This window comes from Lentzea albidocapillata (assembly GCF_000719115.1).
GTDB lineage: Bacteria > Actinomycetota > Actinomycetes > Mycobacteriales > Pseudonocardiaceae > Lentzea > Lentzea albidocapillata.
The window spans coordinates 26389-45359 of the sequence record NZ_JOEA01000018.1; the positions used below are offsets into that span (position 1 = coordinate 26389).

Here is an 18971-nt window from a genome sequence, read left to right on the forward strand (position 1 = left end):
CGATACCGTAGGGGTCCCGGCACGTCATCACAAGTGCCCGTTGCCCAGGTGTCTCACCGCGGCCTCCACCCCGACGTCCAGTGCGTCCTGCATGACGCGCTGCCGTCGTTCCGTGCGGCCGATCACCGCACTGCCCAGCGGTGGCCGGATCTGCAGGCAGGCCGGGTGGGTGGCGAGCAGCTCCTCGTCCTTGGCCCTGATCTCCTCACGGCGCAACCAGTTCGCCACTACACCCGGTGCGTGCCGGGCGAACCAGCGTGACAACACGAAGCGTTCGCCACGGGACGGCGGCACGCCCAGGAACTCGTCCTCGCGCCGCGTGCGCAGGGCGATGACGTGCGTCGCCCCCTGCGAGATCGCCGTGCCGACGGGGATCGTCTCGCTCAGCCCAGCGTCCACGTACGGGCGGCCGTCGATCGTCACGGGGTCGCCGGCGAGGAACGGCATCGCGGTCGACGCCCGCAGCGCGGTCTGCAGGCTCAGCTGGTCGCGCACGTACCCGTGCAGGTCGACCGCCTCGCCGGTGAGTCCGTCCGTGGTCATCGGGTGGAACTCGACGGGACTGTCGAGGATCTCCTGGAAGCCCATCGGGTGGACCTCCGTGTAGATGGTGTGGACGAGGTGCAGGGTGTCGACGACCGGCCGCCTGCTGAACGCGCGGCGTGGATTGATGGTGGTGCGCATGACGGCCGGGTCCCACCAGGCGTGCCTGCTCCGGTCCGCCCGGCCGCACAGCAGCCAGGCGGCGTTCAGCGATCCCGCCGAGCTGCCGTAGACGGCGTCGAACAGCGGCAGCAGCCCGAGCCGTTCGATCGCGACGGTCATCCCGCTGGAGTAGACGCCGCGCGAGCTCCCGCCTTCGACCAGCAGGACGAGCCGCGCGTCGTCGTTCCGTTGTCCTGGAACGCTTTGTTGCCGCCTGCGCTCCCGCAGCAACTCGAGAACCGTCATGTCCGAAACCCTATCTTCGGACCTTCCGCCACGCTGCTAATGTGGAAGTGAGATCAACCGCCCTCGATGAGGAGCTCGACGTGCTGGTGGGTGAAGACGACATCTCAGGGTGAGCCCTGGATGTGACAGGCCATCGATAGCGATGGCTGTTCAGTCGTCCCCTTTTCCACACGCGCGGGTCGTCCGCGCGCGGCACATCTTTGAGGTCTCACACCCATGTCCGACTCATTCATCGTCGTGTCGTCCCTGTCCTTCTCCTGGCCGGACGACACCCCCGTGTTCGACGGCCTGTCCGTCTCGGTGCCCGGCGGGCGCACCGGTCTCGTCGCCCCGAACGGCGCCGGCAAGTCGACGCTGCTCAAGCTCGTGGCGGGCACGCTCACGCCGTCCGAGGGCAGCGTGTCCGTCGAGGGCGTCCTCGGCTACCTCCCGCAGGACCTGCCGCTCACCGCCGGGCTGACCGTGGCCGAGGTGCTCGGGGTCGCGGACGTGCTGCGCGCCATCCGGGCCGTCGAGTCCGGTGACGTCGGCGAGGAGCACTTCACCACCATCGGCAACGACTGGGACCTGGAGGAACGCACACGCGCCCAGCTCGACCGGCTCGGGCTCGGCGAGCTCGCGCTCGACCGGGTGCTCGGCACGCTGAGCGGCGGGCAGGTCATCTCGCTGGGGCTCGCGGCCCAGTTGCTGAAGCAGCCGGACGTGCTGCTGCTCGACGAGCCGACCAACAACCTCGACCTGGACGCCCGCCACCGGCTCCACGACGTGCTGGACGACTGGCGCGGATGCCTGGTCGTGGTGAGCCACGACCGGGCGCTGCTCGACCGGATGGACCGGATCGCGGAGCTCGACGGCGGCGAGGTCCGCTTCTACGGCGGGAACTTCTCCTCCTACGAGGAGGCGGTGACGGCCGAGCGCGAGGTGGCCGAGAAGAACGTCCGCAGCGCCGAGCAGGAGGTCAAGCGCGAGAAGCGCGAGATGCAGCAGGCCCGCGAACGTGCCGCGCGCCGGGCGTCCAACGCGCAGCGCAACCTCTCGAACGCGGGACTGCCGAAGATCTTCGCGGGCACCATGAAGCGCAACGCGGAGGTGTCGGCGGCCAAGGCGGACGGCACGCACGCGGCCCGGCTCGGCGCGGCCCGCTCGAAGCTCGACCAGGCCGAACGGGCGTTGAAGGACGAGCAGAGGATCAGCCTGGAGCTGCCGCGGACCGCGGTGCCGGCGGGCCGCACGTTGTTCCTCGGCTCGGACATCCGGGTGCGGGACCTGTTCGACGACCTCTCGCTCGCGATCCGGGGGCCGGAACGCATCGCGCTCGCCGCCCCGAACGGCGCCGGCAAGTCGACCCTGCTGCGGGTGGTGCACGGTTCGCTGACGCCGGACAGCGGTGAGGTGAAACGGGCCGACGGCCGGGTCGCGTACCTGTCCCAGCGGCTCGACCTGCTCGACGACGCCCGCACGGTGGCGGAGAACCTGGCCGCGTTCGCCCCGGCGATGCCCCCGGCCGAGCGGATGAACCTGCTGGCGCGCTTCCTGTTCCGCGGTACCCGCGCGCACCTGCCGGTCGGGGTGCTGTCCGGCGGCGAACGGCTGCGCGCCACGCTGGCGTGTGTCCTGTTCGCCGAACCCGCGCCGCAGCTGCTGTTGCTGGACGAACCGACGAACAACCTCGACCTGGTCAGCGCCGGGCAGCTGGAGAGCGCGCTGAACGCGTACCAGGGCGCGTTCGTCGTCGTCAGCCACGACGAACGGTTCCTGAGCGAGGTGAGGATCGACCGCCGGCTGCGCCTGGACGGCGGCAAGCTGGCCGCGCACGACTGAGGCGCCGAGCTGGACATGTCGAGACGGCGGAAACAGCTTCGACGTGGTTGTGCAAGGACACTCACGCAACCACGGAGGACTGATCATGACCGGACGCCCGCCCGTCGCCGACCTGGCCACCTGGCAGCAGGCCCGCGACGCGCTGCTGGTCCGCGAGAAGGCCCACACCCGCGAGGGCGACGCGATCGCGGCCGAACGCCGGAAGCTGCCGATGGTCGAGTTCGACGGCAAGGTCGAGGTCGTCGGCGCCGAGGGGCCCGTGCCGTTCGTGGAGCTGTTCCAGGGGCGTGACGAGCTCGTCGTCTACAAGCACATGTGGTGGGACGGCGCGCCGCACCAGGGGCAGTGCGAGGGCTGCACCCACATGCCGTGGCACTTCGACAACGCCGCCTACCTCAACGCGCGCGGGGTCTCGTTCGCGATGCTGACCACCGGTGCGTGGGACGAGGTGGCGCCGTTCGTGGAGTTCATGGGCTACACCCAGCCCTGGTACTCGGTGCGCGGAGTGGACGGTCCCGCCGGTGGCGACATGGGATACCTGACCAGCTACCTGCGCGATGGCGACCGCACGTTCCTCACCTACTCCACGACCGGGCGCGGCTGTGAGAGCGTCAACGGATCGATAGCGCTGCTCGACATGACCGTGTACGGGCGCGGCGAGGTGTGGGAGCAGCATCCGGAGGGCTGGCCCGAGTCACGACCGGCGGGGTGGTTCTGGCGGACGAACGCCGACGGCGACTCCAGCTGGGGCGAGGACAGCAGGCCCGTGCCGCAGTGGACCCGTCCGGGTGCGACGCCCGTGCGGACCCTGGGGCGGCAGGGCCACTGCCACTGATCAGCGGGGTCTGGTCGCGGTAGCGAGGACGCGGCGCTTCTGGTCGAAGGTCGCCAGGACGCGCTGCGCCTCCTCCTGCATCGACACCATCGCGGGGTCGCCGGGTGCGTCGGTGGCGAGAGCCTCCTCCCACATCCGCTTCTCCCGTTCCCGCCACTGCGGCCGGTCGACGACCTCGGTGTCGGTGAAGCCGGCCTCGGGAAGCTGTCGGGCGAGGTCGAGCTCGCGGATGCGGCGCCAGACGCGCTCGTCCCCGGGCTCGGCCGCCTGCCAGCAGGTGACGACGAGCCGTCCGCCGGGCCGCAGGACGCGCAGGCACTCCCGCAGCGCGTCCTGCTTGGACTCGGCGAACTGCACGGAGTCGACGATCAGCACCGCGTCCACCGAGCCCGCTCTCAGGCCGGTGGCGGTCAGCGTGCCCACCCGGAAGTCGCCGCCGTCACTGGCCTGCCTGGCCTGCCGGACGGCCACGGCGGAGAAGTCCACACCGACCAGCCGGCACCCGGTGCGGCGCGCGATCTCCAGTCCGTACCCGCCCCGGCCGCACGCGAGGTCGAGCAGCACCCGGCCCTCCGCCAGGCGTAGCGCCGGCACGACCTCGTCGAGGCCCTGCCCGCCCAGCAGGCTGGTCGGCTCGAGGCCCGCCGGGAGGCCGAGGGTCCGCCGCACCAGGTCGTCGGCCAGCGTCGAGCCGACCCGATCGGCGTACCAGCGGTCGAAGTCCTCTGCGCTCGTCACCGCGGAGACATTGCCAGAAAATGCGTTTGTGTTCGCGAGTTTCGCCCGGTCCACTGTGGCGCGTGCAGATCCGTTCCACGACAGCCCAGGACCTCGACGTCTTCGTCCGCACCTTCCACACGGCGCTGGGGCGCTTCCCCGAGACCCCGGACGCGAACGGCGGTGGCCTCTGGTGGTCGGCCATCGAGATGGACCGCGGTGTTGTCGCCGAGACAGCGGGCAGGACCGTCGGAACCGCCATCTCGTACCCGTTCGAGCTCACGTTGCCCGGCGCGGTCCTCGCCCCGGCCGCGGGGATCACCGCGGTCGGCGTGCTGCCGACGCACCGCCGCCAGGGCGTCCTCACGGCGATGATGCGGTACCAACTCGGCGCACTGCGGGAAAGCGGCGAGTTCCTTTCCGTGCTGCTCGCGACCGAGGGCGGGATCTACGGCAGGTTCGGTTACGGCCTGGCGACCTTCACGCACCGGATGACCGTGCAGCGCGCCCACAGCGCGTTCAGGACCCAGGTGCAGGCGGGGGCGATCGAGGTCCTCCTCCGATCCGAGGCCACCGAGGTGCTGGAGGAGATCTACGACCGCTACCGCCGCACCCAGCCCGGCGCGCTGTCGAGGCCGCACCGCTGGTGGGCCCTGGGCGCGGGCATGCCTCCCGTCGCGCGGGCGCCGCGCTTCGTCGCCGTGCACCGCGACGCTCACGGCGTCCCGGACGGCTACGCCACCTACGTGCTCGACGGCGGCACGTTGACGATCGACGAGACCATCGCCGCCGACGACGCCGTGTTCGCGGCGCTGGCCCGGTTCGCGCTGGACCACGACCTGGTGACGGAGGTGGTGTTCAAGCACGTCCCGACAGCGCACCCGTTGCGGTTGATGCTCGCGGACTTCAACGCGGGCCCGACGAGCGGCGACATGGACTGGCTCTGGGTGCGGCTGCTGGACGTGCCGAGGGCGCTGACCGCGCGCGGCTGGCTCACCGACGGTGAGATCGTGCTCGACGTCGACGACCCGTTCCTCGGGGAGCACCACCGCTACCTGCTGACCGTCGCGGACGGGAAGGCCGAATGCGTGGAGACGACCCGTGCTCCGGACCTGTCGCTGGACGTGCGGGACCTGGGCTCGATCTACCTGGGAGGAACGGCGCCCAGTACGCTCGTCCGCGCCGGACATGTTCAGGCTCACGGATCCACGGCGAAAGCTGACGCTCTGTTCCGTGCCGAACGCCCTCCGCATTGCCTGCACTGGTTCTGATCGATGTCTGGACCAAAGTATGACGGCGCGTTAGGCCCAGGTATGACGCGAGCGGACTGCCACGTCGTTATTGTCCGTTCCGTTGGACATCATCAGCTCGTAACCCCTTTCCGCCGGAGGGACAGCCGCGTCATGTGGGAAGTTCTGCAGTCAGCGACCGACGTCCGGTCGCGCGTCACCGAGTGGATGGGGAAACGGTTCCTCGCGCACCTCAGCAAGACCGGGTTCGACCTCGAGTCGTCCTGGTTCGTGCCCGCGCGGGTGCTCGCTCCACTGCGGCGCAACGGCCTGGACCCCGTGCCGGAGCTGGCGCGGATGCAGGCCCACGGGCCGGTGACGCGGCTGCCGCTGCCGGTGACGGTGTGGCTGGTGACCGGCTACGAGGCGTCCAAGCAGGTGCTCGTGGACTCCGCGGCGTTCAGCAACGACTTCGGGCACCTGCGCGAGCTTGGGTTGTTCTCGGACGAGGCACCGGGCGGACTGGGGTTCAGCGACCCGCCGGAGCACACGCGGCTGCGCAAGGTGCTGACGCCGGAGTTCACCATGCGCCGTCTCTCCCGGCTCGTGCCGCGGATCGAGGCGATCGTGGCGGACCAGCTCGACCTGATGTCCATGAAGGACGGCCCCGTCGACCTCGTCGAGCACTTCGCGATGACCGTGCCGGCGCTCACGATCTGCGAGCTGCTGGGCGTGCCCGCCAGTGAACGCGAGGAGTTCCAGCGCCGCAGCGTCTCGCGGTTCGACCTCGGCGGCGCGGCCACGACGTCGCTGTCGGCCGTGTCCGAGTCGATCGTCTACTTCCGGGAGCTCGTGCGGTCCCAGCGCCTGGCCCCGACCGACGGGCTGCTCGGCGAACTCGTCCGCAAGCACGGCGACGACCTGGGCGACGACGAGCTCGCGGGCCTCGCGGACGGCCTGCTCACCGGCGGGTTCGAGACGACGGCCAGCATGATCTCGCTCGGCACCCTCGCGCTGCTGCGCGACCCCGGCCTGCGGGAACAGGCGCTCGGCGACGACAAGGCCGTGAACGGGCTGGTCGACGAGCTGCTGCGGCACCTCAGCGTCGTGTCGGTGGCGTTCCTGCGGATCGCGCGACACGACATCGAGGTCGCCGGCACGAAGATCAAGGCGGGCGACATCGTGGCCTGCTCGCTGTCCCAGGCGAACCGCGACCCGAGCGCGTACCCCAGCCCGGACGTCATCGTTCCGGAGCGTGCCGCGGGCCAGCACCTCGCGTTCGGCTACGGCGCACACCGCTGCATCGGCGCCGAGCTCGCGAAGATCGAGCTGAGGATCGCCTACCCGGCGCTCGTCAAGCGGTTCCCGGAGATGCGCCTCGCGGTCGCGCCGGGCGACCTGTCGTTCCGCAAACTCTCGATCGTCTACGGGCTGCATTCGATGCCGATGCACCTCGGCAGGCAGCCCAGCCCGATCCAGCAGGTTCTTTAGCGGAGGCGCGTGGGGGACGGCCTGATACACCCAACTTTTCGCCGCCGGGGTTGAGGGTCCATCCCTCATGCCTTCGCGTTCGCGCTCGAACAGTCTTTACCTACCAACGCATTCCGCGAACGGAAGGTAGAGACCATGATCCGCCAGGCCATCATCGCCGCCGCCACCCTCTCGACCATCGCACTCCCGGCCGTCGCCGCCGCGGACCCGATCATCGGCCAGCCCGTGCCGTGCGTGAAGGTCGCCGACCTCGCCGGTGCGGACTTCTCGGTGAAGCAGTGCGGGATCAGCGACGTCGACCAGTACCGCGCGGGCCTGGAGAACAACGGTGGCTCCTACTGCGGTCCCAGCTCGCTCTACAACGTGCTGCACCACTGGGCGCACGAGAGGAACGCGCCGGTCGGGTGGCTGACCACGAAGGTCAAGAACCTCGACCCGAAGGACCCGGCCGACCACAACATCATCACCAACTCCGTCGGCCGGATCGGCGTCGACGCGAAGTACACCAGCAAGGGCACGAACCTCACGAACCTGCGCACCGCGTGGAACATCGCGACCAAGCCCGCCCGTGACGTGGGCTGGAGCACGGTCGCCGAGGGCATCAGCACGAACGGAAACGCGGACTTCGGCGGTGACATGGCGAAGAAGCTGGCGCGTGGGCCGTTGCAGATGGTCTACGGCCGCTACTCGGCGGGTCCGCAGAACAGCCTGCAGCGCGGCGGCGGCCACATCATCACGGTGACGTCGGTCGAGGGTTCGTTCAAGGGCAACACCGTGCAGGTCCGGTACATGGACCCGGCCAAGGCGGCTGACCACGGCGTTGGCGACTACCTGAAGACGCAGTCCGCCTACGCGACGGTCAACGCGACGCTGACGAAGAAGTCCGTCTACGAGTACATCCCGGTGACCGACAACCCGGACACCGACACCGACGAGAGCCTCACGCCGGGCACCTACCGCACGGTGACCCGCTGGCAGCTCACCACGGCGGGCTCGACGGCGACCACCACGCAGCTGGTGGAGGGCTTCAACTGGTTCGACATGGCCCCGCCCGTGGGCTGATGACGACGCGAGAAAAGGCCACCCGGTCCGGGTGGCCTTTTCTCGCGTTCACTCCCGCGTGCCGATCGTGTCGATGGGCTTGGCGCGCAACGACAACCGGGTGGACACCGCGACCGACGCCAGGCCGAGCAACGCGGCACCGGCGAGCGCGCCCAGGTAGACCAGGATCGACCCGGCGGGCAGCGGGCTCCCGGTGAGGCCGAGCGCGAGCATCGCCAGCGGCACCGCCGCCACCAGTGACCCCAGCACCGCGGCCAGCCCCACGGTCAGCAACGCTTCGGTCCGCATCATCCGGACGATCTGGCGCCGTCCGGTGCCGACCAGCCGCAGCAGGGCGAACTCGCGGCGGCGGGCGGCCGTGGACATCACCAGCGTGTTCGACACGGAGATCGCGACGTAGCCGAGGATCACACCGACCGCGACCAGGTTGAGCAGGAACTGGGTCCGCTCGGCGCTGCGGTCCTGCGCCGCCACCCGTTCGGTCACCTGCAGCCCCGCATAGCGGCTGGTCAGATCGTTGAGAGCGGTGAGATCCGCGCCCTTCACCAGCACGGCGCTGTCCATGCCGGCCGTGGTGTGGGCACGGGCGTCGGCGGCGGACAGCACGTAGTCGCCGAACGCGAGGTCGTGCTCGTAGGTCGCGACGACCCTCAGCTTCGCCTGCTGACCGTCCGCGAACCAGAACTCCACCGTGTCGCCGACACCCTTGTCCTCCCAGGAGGCGTGCGCGTCGCTCAACGCGACCGTGCCCGTCCGGAGGTCGTCGATGCTGCCGGACACGACACCGAGGTCGACCATGCCGCTCGCGGTGGAGTCGAGGCCGTTGGCCGGACGGCTCTGCACCTCGACGCTGTCACCGGTCCTGCTCGCGGTGATCACCTGCGTGCGCACCAGCGACGTGGCCGTCCCGCCCGGAATCTGCCGGACGATCTCGGCGGGCACGCCGGTGACACCGGTGATCACGTGATCGGCGGTGATCGACCGCTCGGTCTGCTGCTGCACGGCGGCCGTGAACGTCGTCTGGCTGTAGAAGTTCACCACCGCGAACCCGATGGCGAGCATCAGCGGCGTCACCGCGGCCGCGAGCCTCCGCGAGTTCTTCAGCGCGTTCGCCGAAGCCAGGTACCCGCTCACGCCGGACGACCTGGCCAGCACCGGCGCGATCACCCGGACCGCCGCCCCGATCACCCTCGGCCCGGTGAGCGCCAGCCCGATGATCAGCACGAGTGCCGCCGACACCGCGAGCGCCGCGCCGATCTGCCCGCCGACGAACAACGGCACCACGGTCGCGCCGAGTCCCATCGCGGTCAGGACCCATCCGATGGCCAGCCGGACCTTGCCGACGTCCCGCTTCTGCACGGCGGCCTCCCCCAGCGCCTCGACCGGGTTGATCGACGACGGCCTGCGCGACGCGCTCCAGGCCGCGAGCCGCGCCGCGCCCACCCCGATCAGCAGGGCCGCCACCAGCGGAATCGGGCTGATCGAGAGGTCGAAGTCGGCCGGCACCACGCCGATCCACACGAACGCGGCCCGCAGTCCCTGGCTGACCCCGATGCCGAGCAGGCTGCCGATCACGCCGGCGATGACCGAGACGACCGTCGTCTCGACGCCGATGAGCTTGCGGATCTGCCGCGGCGTCGCGCCCACGGCCCGCAGCAGGGCGAACTCGCGGCGGCGTTGCTCGACGGTCAGGGCGAGGGTGCTGGCCACGACGAAGATCGCGACCAGGACCGCGTACCCGCCGAACGAGCCGGCCAGGATCGCGAGGATCGACTTGGTCTGGCTGACGTCGTCGAACTCGGCGGCGCTGCGGTCGGCGCCGGACGACACCGTGACGTGGTCGTTCGTGAGGACGTTCTCGACCTGCCGGGCGTCGGCGCCCAGCACGCCGATGGCGCTCAGCTGGCCGGAGCGTCCGAAGAGCGCGGCCGCCTCGGTCTCGCTGAAGAACACCGAAGCCTGGCGCGCCTCTCCGGCCGCCTCGGCGACTCCGGCCACGCGGTAGGTCCCGGGGACGGAACGGGTCATGATCCTGACCTCGCCACCCACATCCACGCCCGCCTCGGCCGCCAGCCCCGAGTCCAGGACCACCTCGCCCGGCTTCGGCGCGTTCCCCACCTTCAGCGTGAACGGCGCCAGCACGGCGGAGTCCCAGTTGTGACCGTACGAGGACTTGCTCGCGAGCGGCTGCCCGTCCGGCCCGACCACCACGGCGGGGAACGTCTGCTCGGGGACGGCCCGCGCGCCCGGCACCGCGGCGATCCTGGCGACCAGCGCCGCGGGCAGGGAGGGCTGCTCGGCGGCGTGTTCGAACGCCGTGACGCCGGCGCCGGGCGGCCGCACGATCCGGTCACCGGTGACAACCGCATCGGCGGCCGCGTAGCGCTGGGTCGGCACGCCGCCGCGCAGGCCCGACTCCATCAGGATCCCGCAGGCCGCGACGAGCGCGGTGCCGCACAGGATGGCGACGAACGCGCCGATGAACCCGCTGGTGCGGGCCTTCACGGTCTGCCAGGCAAGGCTCAGCACCGCCGATCACTCCCCACGGACTTCCCTGCGATCACCAGCGCGAAGGCCGGCAACTCGGCGGTCAGGACCTGTCCCACACTCACCACTCCCCCAGGTGCGTCATGCGCTCGGCGACCTTCTCCGGAGTCGGCGCGACCAGTTCGCCCGCGAGCCGTCCGTCCGCCAGGAACAGCACGCTGTGCGCGGCCGAAGCGGCGACCGGGTCGTGCGTGACCATCAGGACCGTCTGCCCCATGTCGTCCACAATGGACCGCAGCAGCGTCAGCACCTGGTGCGCGGTCCTGGAGTCCAGCGCGCCGGTCGGTTCGTCGGCCAGCACCACCTCGGGCCGGGCCACCAGCGCACGGGCGATCGCGACGCGTTGCTGCTGACCTCCGGACAGTTCGGCGGGAAGCCGGTCTAGCCGTCCGTCGAGACCGACCCTGCCGACGATCTCGTGCAGCCAGCCCCGGTCCGCCGCGCGTCCGGCGAGGCGCAGCGGCAGGGTGACGTTCTGCTCGACGGTCAGCGACGGCAGCAGGTTGTAGGCCTGGAAGACGAATCCGATCCGGTCGCGCCGCACCCGCGTCAGCGCGGCCTCCTTCAGGCCGCCGAGGTCGGTGTCACCGAGCAGCACGCGCCCGGACGTCGGCCGGTCCATGCCCGACGCGCAGTGCAGGAAGGTGCTCTTGCCCGAGCCGGACGGTCCCATCACGGCGGTGAACGTGCCCCGCCGGATACCGACGGTGACCTCGTCCAGCGCGGTGACGGCACCACCCCCGGAGCCGTACACCTTCCGCACCGCCTGCAGCGACAGCGCGTCTGCACTCATCACGTTCTCCTTGGCTCGCAACGACTTCTGAGCAAGAACGTAGATCTGTGAGGCGGTGCGGAGCGATCACGCAGGCTGCCGGGACCGGGGTGGAGCAGGCTCTACCACCGGGTGGGTTCGTCGGCGCGGACAGATAGGGAAGGTCAGATTCGTCGGCGGCGACGAGGTGTCCGTGCGGGCGCCGAACCTAGCGTTGCCGGTGACCGGAGTCACGTCGACCTGGATGGGGCGCGGATGTCCAAGCTCAACGAGATCAACGACTGGCTGCAGGAGAACCTGCCGCGACTGCTGGCCGAGCACGGGGTGCCCGGGGCCGCGGTCGCCGTCACCGTCGGCGACGAGGTGGCCGAGGCGGCGGCGGGGGTGCTCAACAAGAACACCGGCGTCGAGACGACGACCGACTCGCTGTTCCAGATCGGGTCGATCACCAAGGTCTGGACGACGACGCTCGCGATGCAACTGGTCGACGAGGACCTGCTGGACCTCGACGCGCCCGTGCGGGACTACCTGGCCGACTTCAGGATCGCCGACGAGGACGCCGCCGCGCGGATCACAGTGCGGCAGTTGATGAACCACACGTCGGGCTTCGAAGGTGACCTCTTCACCGACACCGGCCGCGGCGACGACTGCGTGGAGAAGTACGTCGCGACGTTGCACGACACGCCCCAGCTCTTCGCGCCCGGCGAGATGTTCAGCTACAACAACGCGGGCTACTGCGTGCTCGGCCGGATCGTCGAGGTCGTGCGCGGCAAGTCCTACGACGACTGCCTGCGCGAGCACCTGTTCGCCCCGCTCGGCCTGACCCACGCCGCCGCGGACGTCTACGAGGCGATCCTGCACCGGGCCGCCGCCGGGCACCTCACCCACGACGAGGCCGCCGGGCCGCAGACGGCACCGGTCTGGGCTTTGGTGCGGTCGAACGCTCCGGCCGGCTCGGTGCTCTCGATGAGCCCTCGCGACCTGCTGAAGTTCGCGCGGATGCACATGAACGACGGCGCCGGCGTGCTGTCATCGGACAGCGTCGCGGCCATGCAGCAGGTCCAGGTGCAGGTGCCCGACCTGGCGTTGATGGGGGACGCCTGGGGGCTCGGCTGGGAGCTGTTCCACTATCCACAGGCGACGGTCATCGGGCACGACGGCGGCACGATCGGGCAGAACGCCTTCCTGCGCCTCGTTCCCGAGCACGGCGTCGCCGTCGCGCTGCTGACCAACGGCGGCAAGACGATCGACCTGTACCAGGCGATCTTCCGGCACGTGCTGCGCGAGCTCACCGGCGTCGAGCTGCCCGCGATGCCCGAGCCCGCCGCAGAGCCGCCGCGGGTCGACGGCGAGCGGTTCACCGGCGTGTACGTGTCGGCCGTCGGCGAGCGCGTGGTCACCCAGGACGAGGACGGCCGGATCTGGATGGAGGTCATCCCGAAGGGGATCATGGCCGAGCTGAGCCCGGAGTCCGCCGGCAAGACCGAACTGGTGCCGTGGCGCGACGACACTCTCGTCGCCGCCAAGCCCGTCATGGGCATCCACATGCCGCACGCGTTCGTCGGCGACGACGGCAACGGGCGGGCGCTGTTCCTGCACACCGGCCGCGCGGACCGCCGGGTCGTCCGGTGATCGCGGAGGCCTTCGCCGAGGCGGGCGTGGAAGGGTTCGTCCACGCCCGTGAGATCGGAGTCGACGGCCCGGAGGCCGGGCACGGCGCGGACGAGCAGGTGGTGCTGGCGTCGGTGTTCAAGATCCCGGTCGCCGTGGCCTACGCGGCCGAGGTGGCGGCGGGACGGCTCGACGAGACGGCGCGGACGCGCGTCACGCCCCGCTACCGCATCGGCGGGATCGGCACGGCCGGGTGCCGCGACGACGTCGAGATGAGCTGGCGCGACCTGGCGTTGTTCATGATGACCATGAGCGACAACGCCGCGACGGACGTCATCTTCCACCGCGTCGGGCAGGCCGCCGTCGACGCGGTGGTGGCCGGGCTGCCGCGGACGCGGATCCTGGGGTGCTGCGAGGACCTCTTCGCCTCGGTGGTCGCGGACCTCGGCACCGACGACGTCGAGGAAGCGCTGACGGATCCCGCCCTGGTCCCCAAGCTGTCCATTGTGGATCCCGAGCGCACCACCTCCTCGACGCCGAGGGAGATCACGACGTTGCTCGACGCGATCTGGACCGACCGCGCCGCCGCACCCGAGGCGTGCGAGCGGGTCCGGGCGATCATGGCCCAGCAGATCTGGCCGCACCGGCTCTCGTCGGGCTTCCCCGCCGACGTCCTGGTCGCCGCCAAGACCGGCACGCTGCCGAGCGTCCGCAACGAGGCCGGCGTCGTCACCTACCCGGACGGCCGCAGCTACGCCGTCGCGGTGTTCACCCGCTCGCAGTCGCTCGACCTGCGCAACCCCGCCGCCGACGCGGTGATCGGCCGCGCCGGACGCCTCGCCGTCGACCAACTCCGGAGGACCTCATGAAGCGCGCGGTAGCTTTACTCGCGGTCGTTGTCCTGGCCGGATGCGGTACGCCGGCGACGTCCGGCAGCCAGAACCTGGCCGAGGGCAGGACGTTCACGATGTCCATCGGTACGGATCCGGGTTCGCTCGATCCCGCGCTGACGGTCCTGTCGGTCGCCCGCTCGGTCGGCCGGTTCCTCTACGGCAGGCTGATCGAACGCACGTCCAGCGGCGAGATCGTCGCCGGTCTCGCCGAGAAGTGGGACGCGACGGTCACGACGGTGACATTCACGCTGCGCCAAGGCATCACGTGCGCCGACGGTGCACCGCTGACCGCCGCGGACGTCGCCGCGAACATCACGTTCGTCGGCGACCCGAAGAACAAGTCACCGCTGGCCGGAATCCAGGTCGCCCCCGGCACGTCGGCCACCGCGGACGAGGCGACCCGCACCGTCACGGTGACGAGCGGCGCGCCCGACGCGTTCCTGCTGAACAACGTCGGCACGCTGCCGATCGCGTGCGCCAAGGGCCTGAGCGACCGATCGTTGCTCGCCAAGGGCGAGCAGGGCACCGGCATGTTCACGATCTCCGAGATCGTGCCCAACGACCACTACACCCTGGTGCGGCGCAAGGACTTCGCGTGGGGTCCCGGCGACTGGGAGAAGGACCAGCAGGGCCTGCCGGACAAGGTCGTCGTCCGGGTGATCGCGAACGAGACGACCGCCGTGAACCTGTTGCTGTCCGGTCAGCTCACCGCCGCGACCGTGGCCGGCCCGGACCAGGAACGCCTGTTCGGCCAGAAACTCGACCACGTCGACATCGCGACCCCGCTGGGCACGCTGTGGTTCAACCAGGCGGCAGGCCATCCCGGCCAGGATCCCGCCGTCCGGCGCGCGCTGGTCCAGGGGCTCGACCTCGCCCAGGTCGGCAAGGTGCTGACCAACGGCAAGGGCAGGCCGTCCAAGAGCCTGGTGACCGTGGAACCCCGTCCCTGCACCGGCGACAACGTCACGTCCCACCTGCCCGCGTTCGACAAGGCGGCGGCCACCGCCGCGCTGGACTCGGCGGGGTGGCGTGCCGGATCGGACGGCGTGCGGTCGAAGGACGGCACACCGTTGTCGGTCAAGCTGCTCCAGCCGACCGTCCTCGGCCCGGCGCTGACCTCGGCCGCCGAGCTGATCCAGCAGGCGTGGCAGGGCATCGGTGTGCGGGTGGAGATCGCGCCCGTCGACGGCGCCGGCATCAACCAGACGCTGTTCGGCACCGGCGCGTGGGACGTGTCGATGGCGCCGGTGACGTTGTCGCTGCCGAGCCAGCTCGTTCCGTTCGCGTCCGGCCCGGTGCCGCCGCAGGGCGTGAACTTCGCCCACATCACCAACTCCGAGTTCGCCGCGGCGTCCAAGCAGGCCTCCTCACTGACCGGCGCGGACGGCTGCGAGCACTGGAACAAGGCCGAGGCCGCGCTGGTGCGCGACACCAGCCTGGTGCCGTACTTCGACGCCGTCGTACCGACCTTCGTCAAGGGCGCGCGGTTCACGATCAGCGACAGCCTCGACCCGACGTCGATCCGGATGCTGGCCTCATGACCGGGTGGGCCCCGTTCGCCCGGCGGCGGGCACTCCGGTTCCTGACCTCCCTGTGGGTGCTGGTGACCGCGGCCTTCCTGATGATCCACCTGATTCCCGGCGACCCGGTCCGCGAGTCCCTGGGCCTGGCCGCACCACCGGACCTCGTCGCCGCCCGGCGCGCCGCCCTGGGCCTCGACGACCCGTTGCCCGTGCAGTACTGGCACTACCTCACCGGCCTGTTCCGCGGCGAGTTCGGCACATCGCTGATCAGCGGCACCCCGGTCGCGTCGCTGATCGGCGACCGCCTGCCCGCCACCGTGCAGCTGGCGGTGCTCGCCTTTCTGGTGGTCGTCGCCGTGGCGGTGCCGGTGGGCGTCGTGATGGCCGTCCTGACGAAGGGCGGCCGCCGGCGCGGCGGCGAGCTGGCGTTCACGTCGACGAGCGTGGTGCTGGCCGCGATCCCGGAGTTCCTGCTCGCCGTGGGGCTCGTGGCCCTCTTCGCCGTGCAGCTCGGCCTGTTCCCCGTGGCGGGCAACGATGCCGCCGGCTCGTGGGTGCTGCCGGTACTGGCCCTAGCGATCGGCCCGGCCGCGGTGCTCGCCCGGATCGTGCGGGTCGAGCTGCTTTCCGTGCTGGGCAACGACTACGTGCGAACCGCACGGGCCAAGCGCCTGCCGGCACGGCTGGTGTACGTGCGGCACGCGCTGCCCAACGCCGTCACCGCGACCCTGACCCTGGGCGGCATGATGCTCGCCGCCCTCGTCGCGGGAACCGTGCTGGTGGAGAACGTGTTCGCGTGGCCAGGTCTGGGGTCGACCATCGTCGGCTCGATCCAGCAGAAGGACTACCCGGCCGTGCAGGGCATCGTGCTGGTGTACGGGGCCGGGGTGCTGCTGGTGAACCTGGTGGTGGACGTGGTGCTGGCACTGCTCGATCCGCGTTCGACGATCAGGGAGGCGTGATGCGCCCCGCACCACCAACGTCCGGGGAGGCGGCATGCGTCGCCTGACCGTCCTCCGTTCCCCCGTCGGCGCCGCCTCCGCGGTCCTGCTCACCGTCCTGCTCGCCCTGGCGATCTTCGCCCCGCTCCTCTGGGGCGACCGCGCCGCCGCCATCGACACCGACGCCCTCCAGCAGGGCCCGTCCGCGGACCACCTGCTGGGCACCGACCAGCTCGGCCGCGACATCTTCTTCCGCGTCCTCGTGGCCACCCGGCTCACGATCGGTCTCGCGCTGCTGGCGACGGTGATCGGCGTCGTCACGGGCCTGGTCCTCGGTTCCGTGCCCTCGGTGCTCCCGAGGTGGGCGGCGCGGATCGTCACCGCCGGGGTGAACATCGCGGTCGCGTTCCCCGGGCTGTTGCTGGCACTGTTCTTCGCCGTCATCTTCGGCACCGGGACGATCGGCGCGGTGCTGGCCATCGCGTTCGCGATCACGCCGTCGTTCGCTCGTCTCACCCAGACGCTGACGGCCTCGGTCAGCGGACGCGACTTCATCGCGGCCGCGCGGGTGTGCGGGGTGGGCCGGTTCCGGCTGCTGACCCGGCACGTCCTGCCCAACATCGCCGAGCCGCTCGTCATCAACGCCACCCTCGCGGCGGGCTCCGCGCTGACCGCGTTCGCCGGGCTGTCGTTCCTCGGCATCGGCGTGCAGGCACCCTCCTACGACTGGGGGCGGCTGCTCGGCGAAGGCCTCAACCGCATCTACATCTCCCCCGCTCCCGCGCTGGGGCCGGCGGTCGCCGTGGTGCTCGCGGGGCTCGCGTTCAACCTGTTCGGCGAGGCCGCCGCGGCAGGCCACCGGCAGCGGTCGCACCGCGCCGCGACCCTGGTGCCGAAGACCACCAGCGCACCGGCCGACGGCGGGTTGCTGACCGTGCGGAACCTGCACGTGTCCTTCCCCGGCGGCATCACGCCGGTGCGCGGCGTGTCGTTCACCGTCCACAAGGGAGAGATGATCGGCGTGGTCGGGGAGTCCGGCTCCGGCAAGAGCCTCACCGCGCTGGCCGTGTCGCGGCTCGTGGAGCACCCCGGCACCGTCACCGCGGACACGTTGGAGTTCAACGGAAAGCCGCTCGACCGGACCCCCGACCGGGAGCTGGGCACACGGCTCGCGATGGTGTTCCAGGACCCGACGACGTCGTTCAACCCGACCAAACGCATCGGCCGGCAGATCGCCGAGGTATCCGAGGTGCACCAGGGACTCAGCCGCAGGGCCGCGACGCGCAAGGCCGTCGACCGGCTCGACGCCGTGCGGATCCCGGAGCCGGAACGCCGGGCGAAGCAGTACCCGCACGAGTTCTCGGGCGGCATGCGGCAGCGGGCGATGATCGCGATGGGGCTGATGGGCGAACCGCAGCTGGTGATCGCCGACGAACCCACCACCGCGCTCGACGTCACCGTGCAGCGCGAGGTGCTCAAGCTGCTCGCCACGATCAGGCAGGACCGCAGTGCCGCGGTGTTGCTCATCAGTCACGACATCACCGTCGTGGCGCAGACCTGCGACCGCGTGCTCGTGATGTACGCGGGCCGGATCGTCGAGGAACTGCCCACGGAAGAGCTCTTCACGGCCGCGCAGCACCCGTACACGACGGCGTTGCTGAAGGCGGTGCCGGACCTCGACACGGACCGGGACGCGCCGCTCGCGGTCATCCCCGGACGGCCGCCGGAACCCGGTGAGATCGGTCGCGGGTGCCCGTTCGCGCCGCGGTGCCCGCTCGCCGACGACCAGTGCCGCACCGAAGAACCCGAACTCACGACCCTCCGGCAGGACCACCGGGTCGCGTGCTGGAAGTCGGAGACCGAACTGGCAGGTGTGCGATGAGCGAACTCGTCTTCACCAACGTCACCGTCCGCTTCGGCCACCACACGGCCGTCGACGACGTCAGCCTCACCGTGCCGGCGGGGCAGGTCATGGGCCTCGTCGGCGAGTCGGGGTCGGGCAAGTCGACGCTCGCCGCCACCGCGGTCGGCCTCCGGAAACCCACCTCGGGCCACATCAGGGCGGACGGCAAGGTCCAGATGGTCTTCCAGGACCCGTACTCGTCGCTCGACCCGCGGATGAGCATCGGCAACTCGATCGCCGAGGCCATGCCGAGGGGCACCGACAAGAAGGCCGAGGTCGCACGGCTGCTCGAACTGGTGAACCTCGACCCCGGCAGGGCCACGGCACTGCCGGCGAGGCTCTCCGGCGGGCAACGGCAACGGGTCGCGCTCGCCAGGGCGCTGGCGGGTAATCCCAGGGTCGTCATCGCCGACGAGATCACCTCCGCGCTCGATGTGTCCGTGCAGGGCGCCGTGCTGAACCTGGTGCGGGACCTGCAACGACAGCTCGGTCTCTCCATGCTGTTCATCTCGCACAACCTCGCCGTCGTGCGGTACGTGAGCGACCGCATCGCGGTGATGAAGGCGGGCAGGATCGTGGAGGAGGGTCCGGCCGGACAGGTGCTCGAAGATCCACAGCACGAGTACACGCGCGAGCTGCTCGCGGCCGCGCCGAGAAGGCACACGAGGCTGGAGG

General features: G+C 70.8%; 14 protein-coding genes and 1 pseudogene. 11 read left to right on the forward strand and 4 right to left on the reverse strand.

Annotation, left to right across the window (positions count from 1 at the left end):
- Positions 1 to 27: 27 nt before the first annotated feature.
- Complete coding sequence (locus tag IG04_RS0128540) at positions 28 to 951, reverse strand: patatin-like phospholipase family protein (protein WP_030479822.1); 924 nt, start codon at positions 949 to 951, stop codon at positions 28 to 30.
- 216 nt (positions 952 to 1167) lie between these two features.
- Between IG04_RS0128540 and IG04_RS0128545 the strand changes: the two genes are divergently transcribed.
- Entirely contained in the window at positions 1168 to 2772 is a 1605-nt protein-coding gene (locus IG04_RS0128545) for an ABC-F family ATP-binding cassette domain-containing protein (RefSeq protein ID WP_030479823.1), read from the forward strand.
- Positions 2773 to 2857: 85 nt separating this feature from the next.
- Positions 2858 to 3607 (forward strand): DUF899 family protein, encoded by a 750-nt coding sequence (locus IG04_RS0128550; RefSeq protein ID WP_030479824.1) that lies wholly within the window; start codon positions 2858 to 2860, stop codon positions 3605 to 3607.
- On the opposite strand, the gene IG04_RS44315 is transcribed toward IG04_RS0128550, so the two are convergent.
- Positions 3608 to 4345, reverse strand: coding sequence for a class I SAM-dependent methyltransferase (locus IG04_RS44315; protein ID WP_051770868.1), 738 nt, complete (start codon positions 4343 to 4345; stop codon positions 3608 to 3610).
- Between the two features lie 62 nt (positions 4346 to 4407).
- On the opposite strand from IG04_RS44315, the gene IG04_RS0128560 reads away from it, so the two are divergent.
- The 3 genes from IG04_RS0128560 to IG04_RS0128570 all read left to right on the forward strand — a co-directional run bounded on the left by IG04_RS0128560 (position 4408) and on the right by IG04_RS0128570 (position 8106).
- Positions 4408 to 5595, forward strand: a complete 1188-nt coding sequence (locus IG04_RS0128560; RefSeq protein WP_030479826.1) for a GNAT family N-acetyltransferase — start codon at positions 4408 to 4410, stop codon at positions 5593 to 5595.
- 132 nt (positions 5596 to 5727) lie between these two features.
- A complete protein-coding gene (locus IG04_RS0128565; RefSeq protein ID WP_051770870.1) occupies positions 5728 to 7044 on the forward strand; it encodes a cytochrome P450 in 1317 nt (438 codons plus the stop codon).
- Positions 7045 to 7179: 135 nt separating this feature from the next.
- Positions 7180 to 8106 carry a hypothetical protein gene (locus IG04_RS0128570; protein ID WP_030479828.1) on the forward strand — a complete coding sequence of 309 codons (927 nt, stop codon included), beginning with the start codon at positions 7180 to 7182 and terminating at the stop codon, positions 8104 to 8106.
- Between the two features lie 48 nt (positions 8107 to 8154).
- Here IG04_RS0128570 and IG04_RS0128575 read toward each other — a convergent pair whose 3' ends face one another.
- The gene (locus IG04_RS0128575) at positions 8155 to 10635 is read right to left on the reverse strand and encodes an ABC transporter permease (protein WP_030479829.1); all 2481 of its coding nucleotides are present in this window, start codon (positions 10633 to 10635) and stop codon (positions 8155 to 8157) included.
- 79 nt (positions 10636 to 10714) lie between these two features.
- The gene (locus IG04_RS0128580; RefSeq protein WP_030479830.1) at positions 10715 to 11446 is read right to left on the reverse strand and encodes an ABC transporter ATP-binding protein; all 732 of its coding nucleotides are present in this window, start codon (positions 11444 to 11446) and stop codon (positions 10715 to 10717) included.
- A 234-nt stretch (positions 11447 to 11680) separates the two neighbouring features.
- Here IG04_RS0128580 and IG04_RS0128585 point away from each other — a divergent pair, with 234 nt between their 5' ends.
- From IG04_RS0128585 to IG04_RS0128610, 6 genes and pseudogenes are all read left to right on the forward strand, one after another.
- Positions 11681 to 13057: a serine hydrolase domain-containing protein gene (locus tag IG04_RS0128585; RefSeq protein ID WP_030479831.1), complete on the forward strand. Its 1377-nt coding sequence runs from the start codon at positions 11681 to 11683 to the stop codon at positions 13055 to 13057.
- Positions 13054 to 13905: a serine hydrolase gene (locus IG04_RS0128590; protein ID WP_030479832.1), complete on the forward strand. Its 852-nt coding sequence runs from the start codon at positions 13054 to 13056 to the stop codon at positions 13903 to 13905. The genes IG04_RS0128585 and IG04_RS0128590 overlap by 4 nt, the downstream gene beginning before the upstream one ends.
- Positions 13902 to 15470, forward strand: a complete 1569-nt coding sequence (locus IG04_RS0128595; RefSeq protein ID WP_030479833.1) for an ABC transporter substrate-binding protein — start codon at positions 13902 to 13904, stop codon at positions 15468 to 15470. The genes IG04_RS0128590 and IG04_RS0128595 overlap by 4 nt, the downstream gene beginning before the upstream one ends.
- Positions 15467 to 16414 (forward strand): ABC transporter permease, encoded by a 948-nt coding sequence (locus tag IG04_RS0128600; protein WP_030479834.1) that lies wholly within the window; start codon positions 15467 to 15469, stop codon positions 16412 to 16414. The genes IG04_RS0128595 and IG04_RS0128600 overlap by 4 nt, the downstream gene beginning before the upstream one ends.
- Positions 16415 to 16448: 34 nt before the next feature.
- Positions 16449 to 18275: a dipeptide/oligopeptide/nickel ABC transporter permease/ATP-binding protein gene (locus tag IG04_RS0128605; RefSeq protein WP_030479835.1), complete on the forward strand. Its 1827-nt coding sequence runs from the start codon at positions 16449 to 16451 to the stop codon at positions 18273 to 18275.
- Positions 18272 to 18967: pseudogene (locus tag IG04_RS0128610) on the forward strand (ABC transporter ATP-binding protein); the annotation flags it as partial. The gene IG04_RS0128605 and the pseudogene IG04_RS0128610, both read left to right, overlap by 4 nt.
- Positions 18968 to 18971: the final 4 nt, after the last annotated feature.

Coding starts and splice junctions, on each gene's coding strand:
- IG04_RS0128540 (WP_030479822.1), bottom strand. CDS start 951: ATGACGGTTCTCGAGTTGCTGCGGGAGCGCAGGCGGCAACAAAGCGTT.
- IG04_RS0128545 (WP_030479823.1), top strand. CDS start 1,168: ATGTCCGACTCATTCATCGTCGTGTCGTCCCTGTCCTTCTCCTGGCCG.
- IG04_RS0128550 (WP_030479824.1), top strand. CDS start 2,858: ATGACCGGACGCCCGCCCGTCGCCGACCTGGCCACCTGGCAGCAGGCC.
- IG04_RS0128565 (WP_051770870.1), top strand. CDS start 5,728: ATGTGGGAAGTTCTGCAGTCAGCGACCGACGTCCGGTCGCGCGTCACC.
- IG04_RS0128570 (WP_030479828.1), top strand. CDS start 7,180: ATGATCCGCCAGGCCATCATCGCCGCCGCCACCCTCTCGACCATCGCA.
- IG04_RS0128580 (WP_030479830.1), bottom strand. CDS start 11,446: ATGAGTGCAGACGCGCTGTCGCTGCAGGCGGTGCGGAAGGTGTACGGC.
- IG04_RS0128585 (WP_030479831.1), top strand. CDS start 11,681: ATGTCCAAGCTCAACGAGATCAACGACTGGCTGCAGGAGAACCTGCCG.
- IG04_RS0128595 (WP_030479833.1), top strand. CDS start 13,902: ATGAAGCGCGCGGTAGCTTTACTCGCGGTCGTTGTCCTGGCCGGATGC.
- IG04_RS0128600 (WP_030479834.1), top strand. CDS start 15,467: ATGACCGGGTGGGCCCCGTTCGCCCGGCGGCGGGCACTCCGGTTCCTG.
- IG04_RS0128605 (WP_030479835.1), top strand. CDS start 16,449: ATGCGTCGCCTGACCGTCCTCCGTTCCCCCGTCGGCGCCGCCTCCGCG.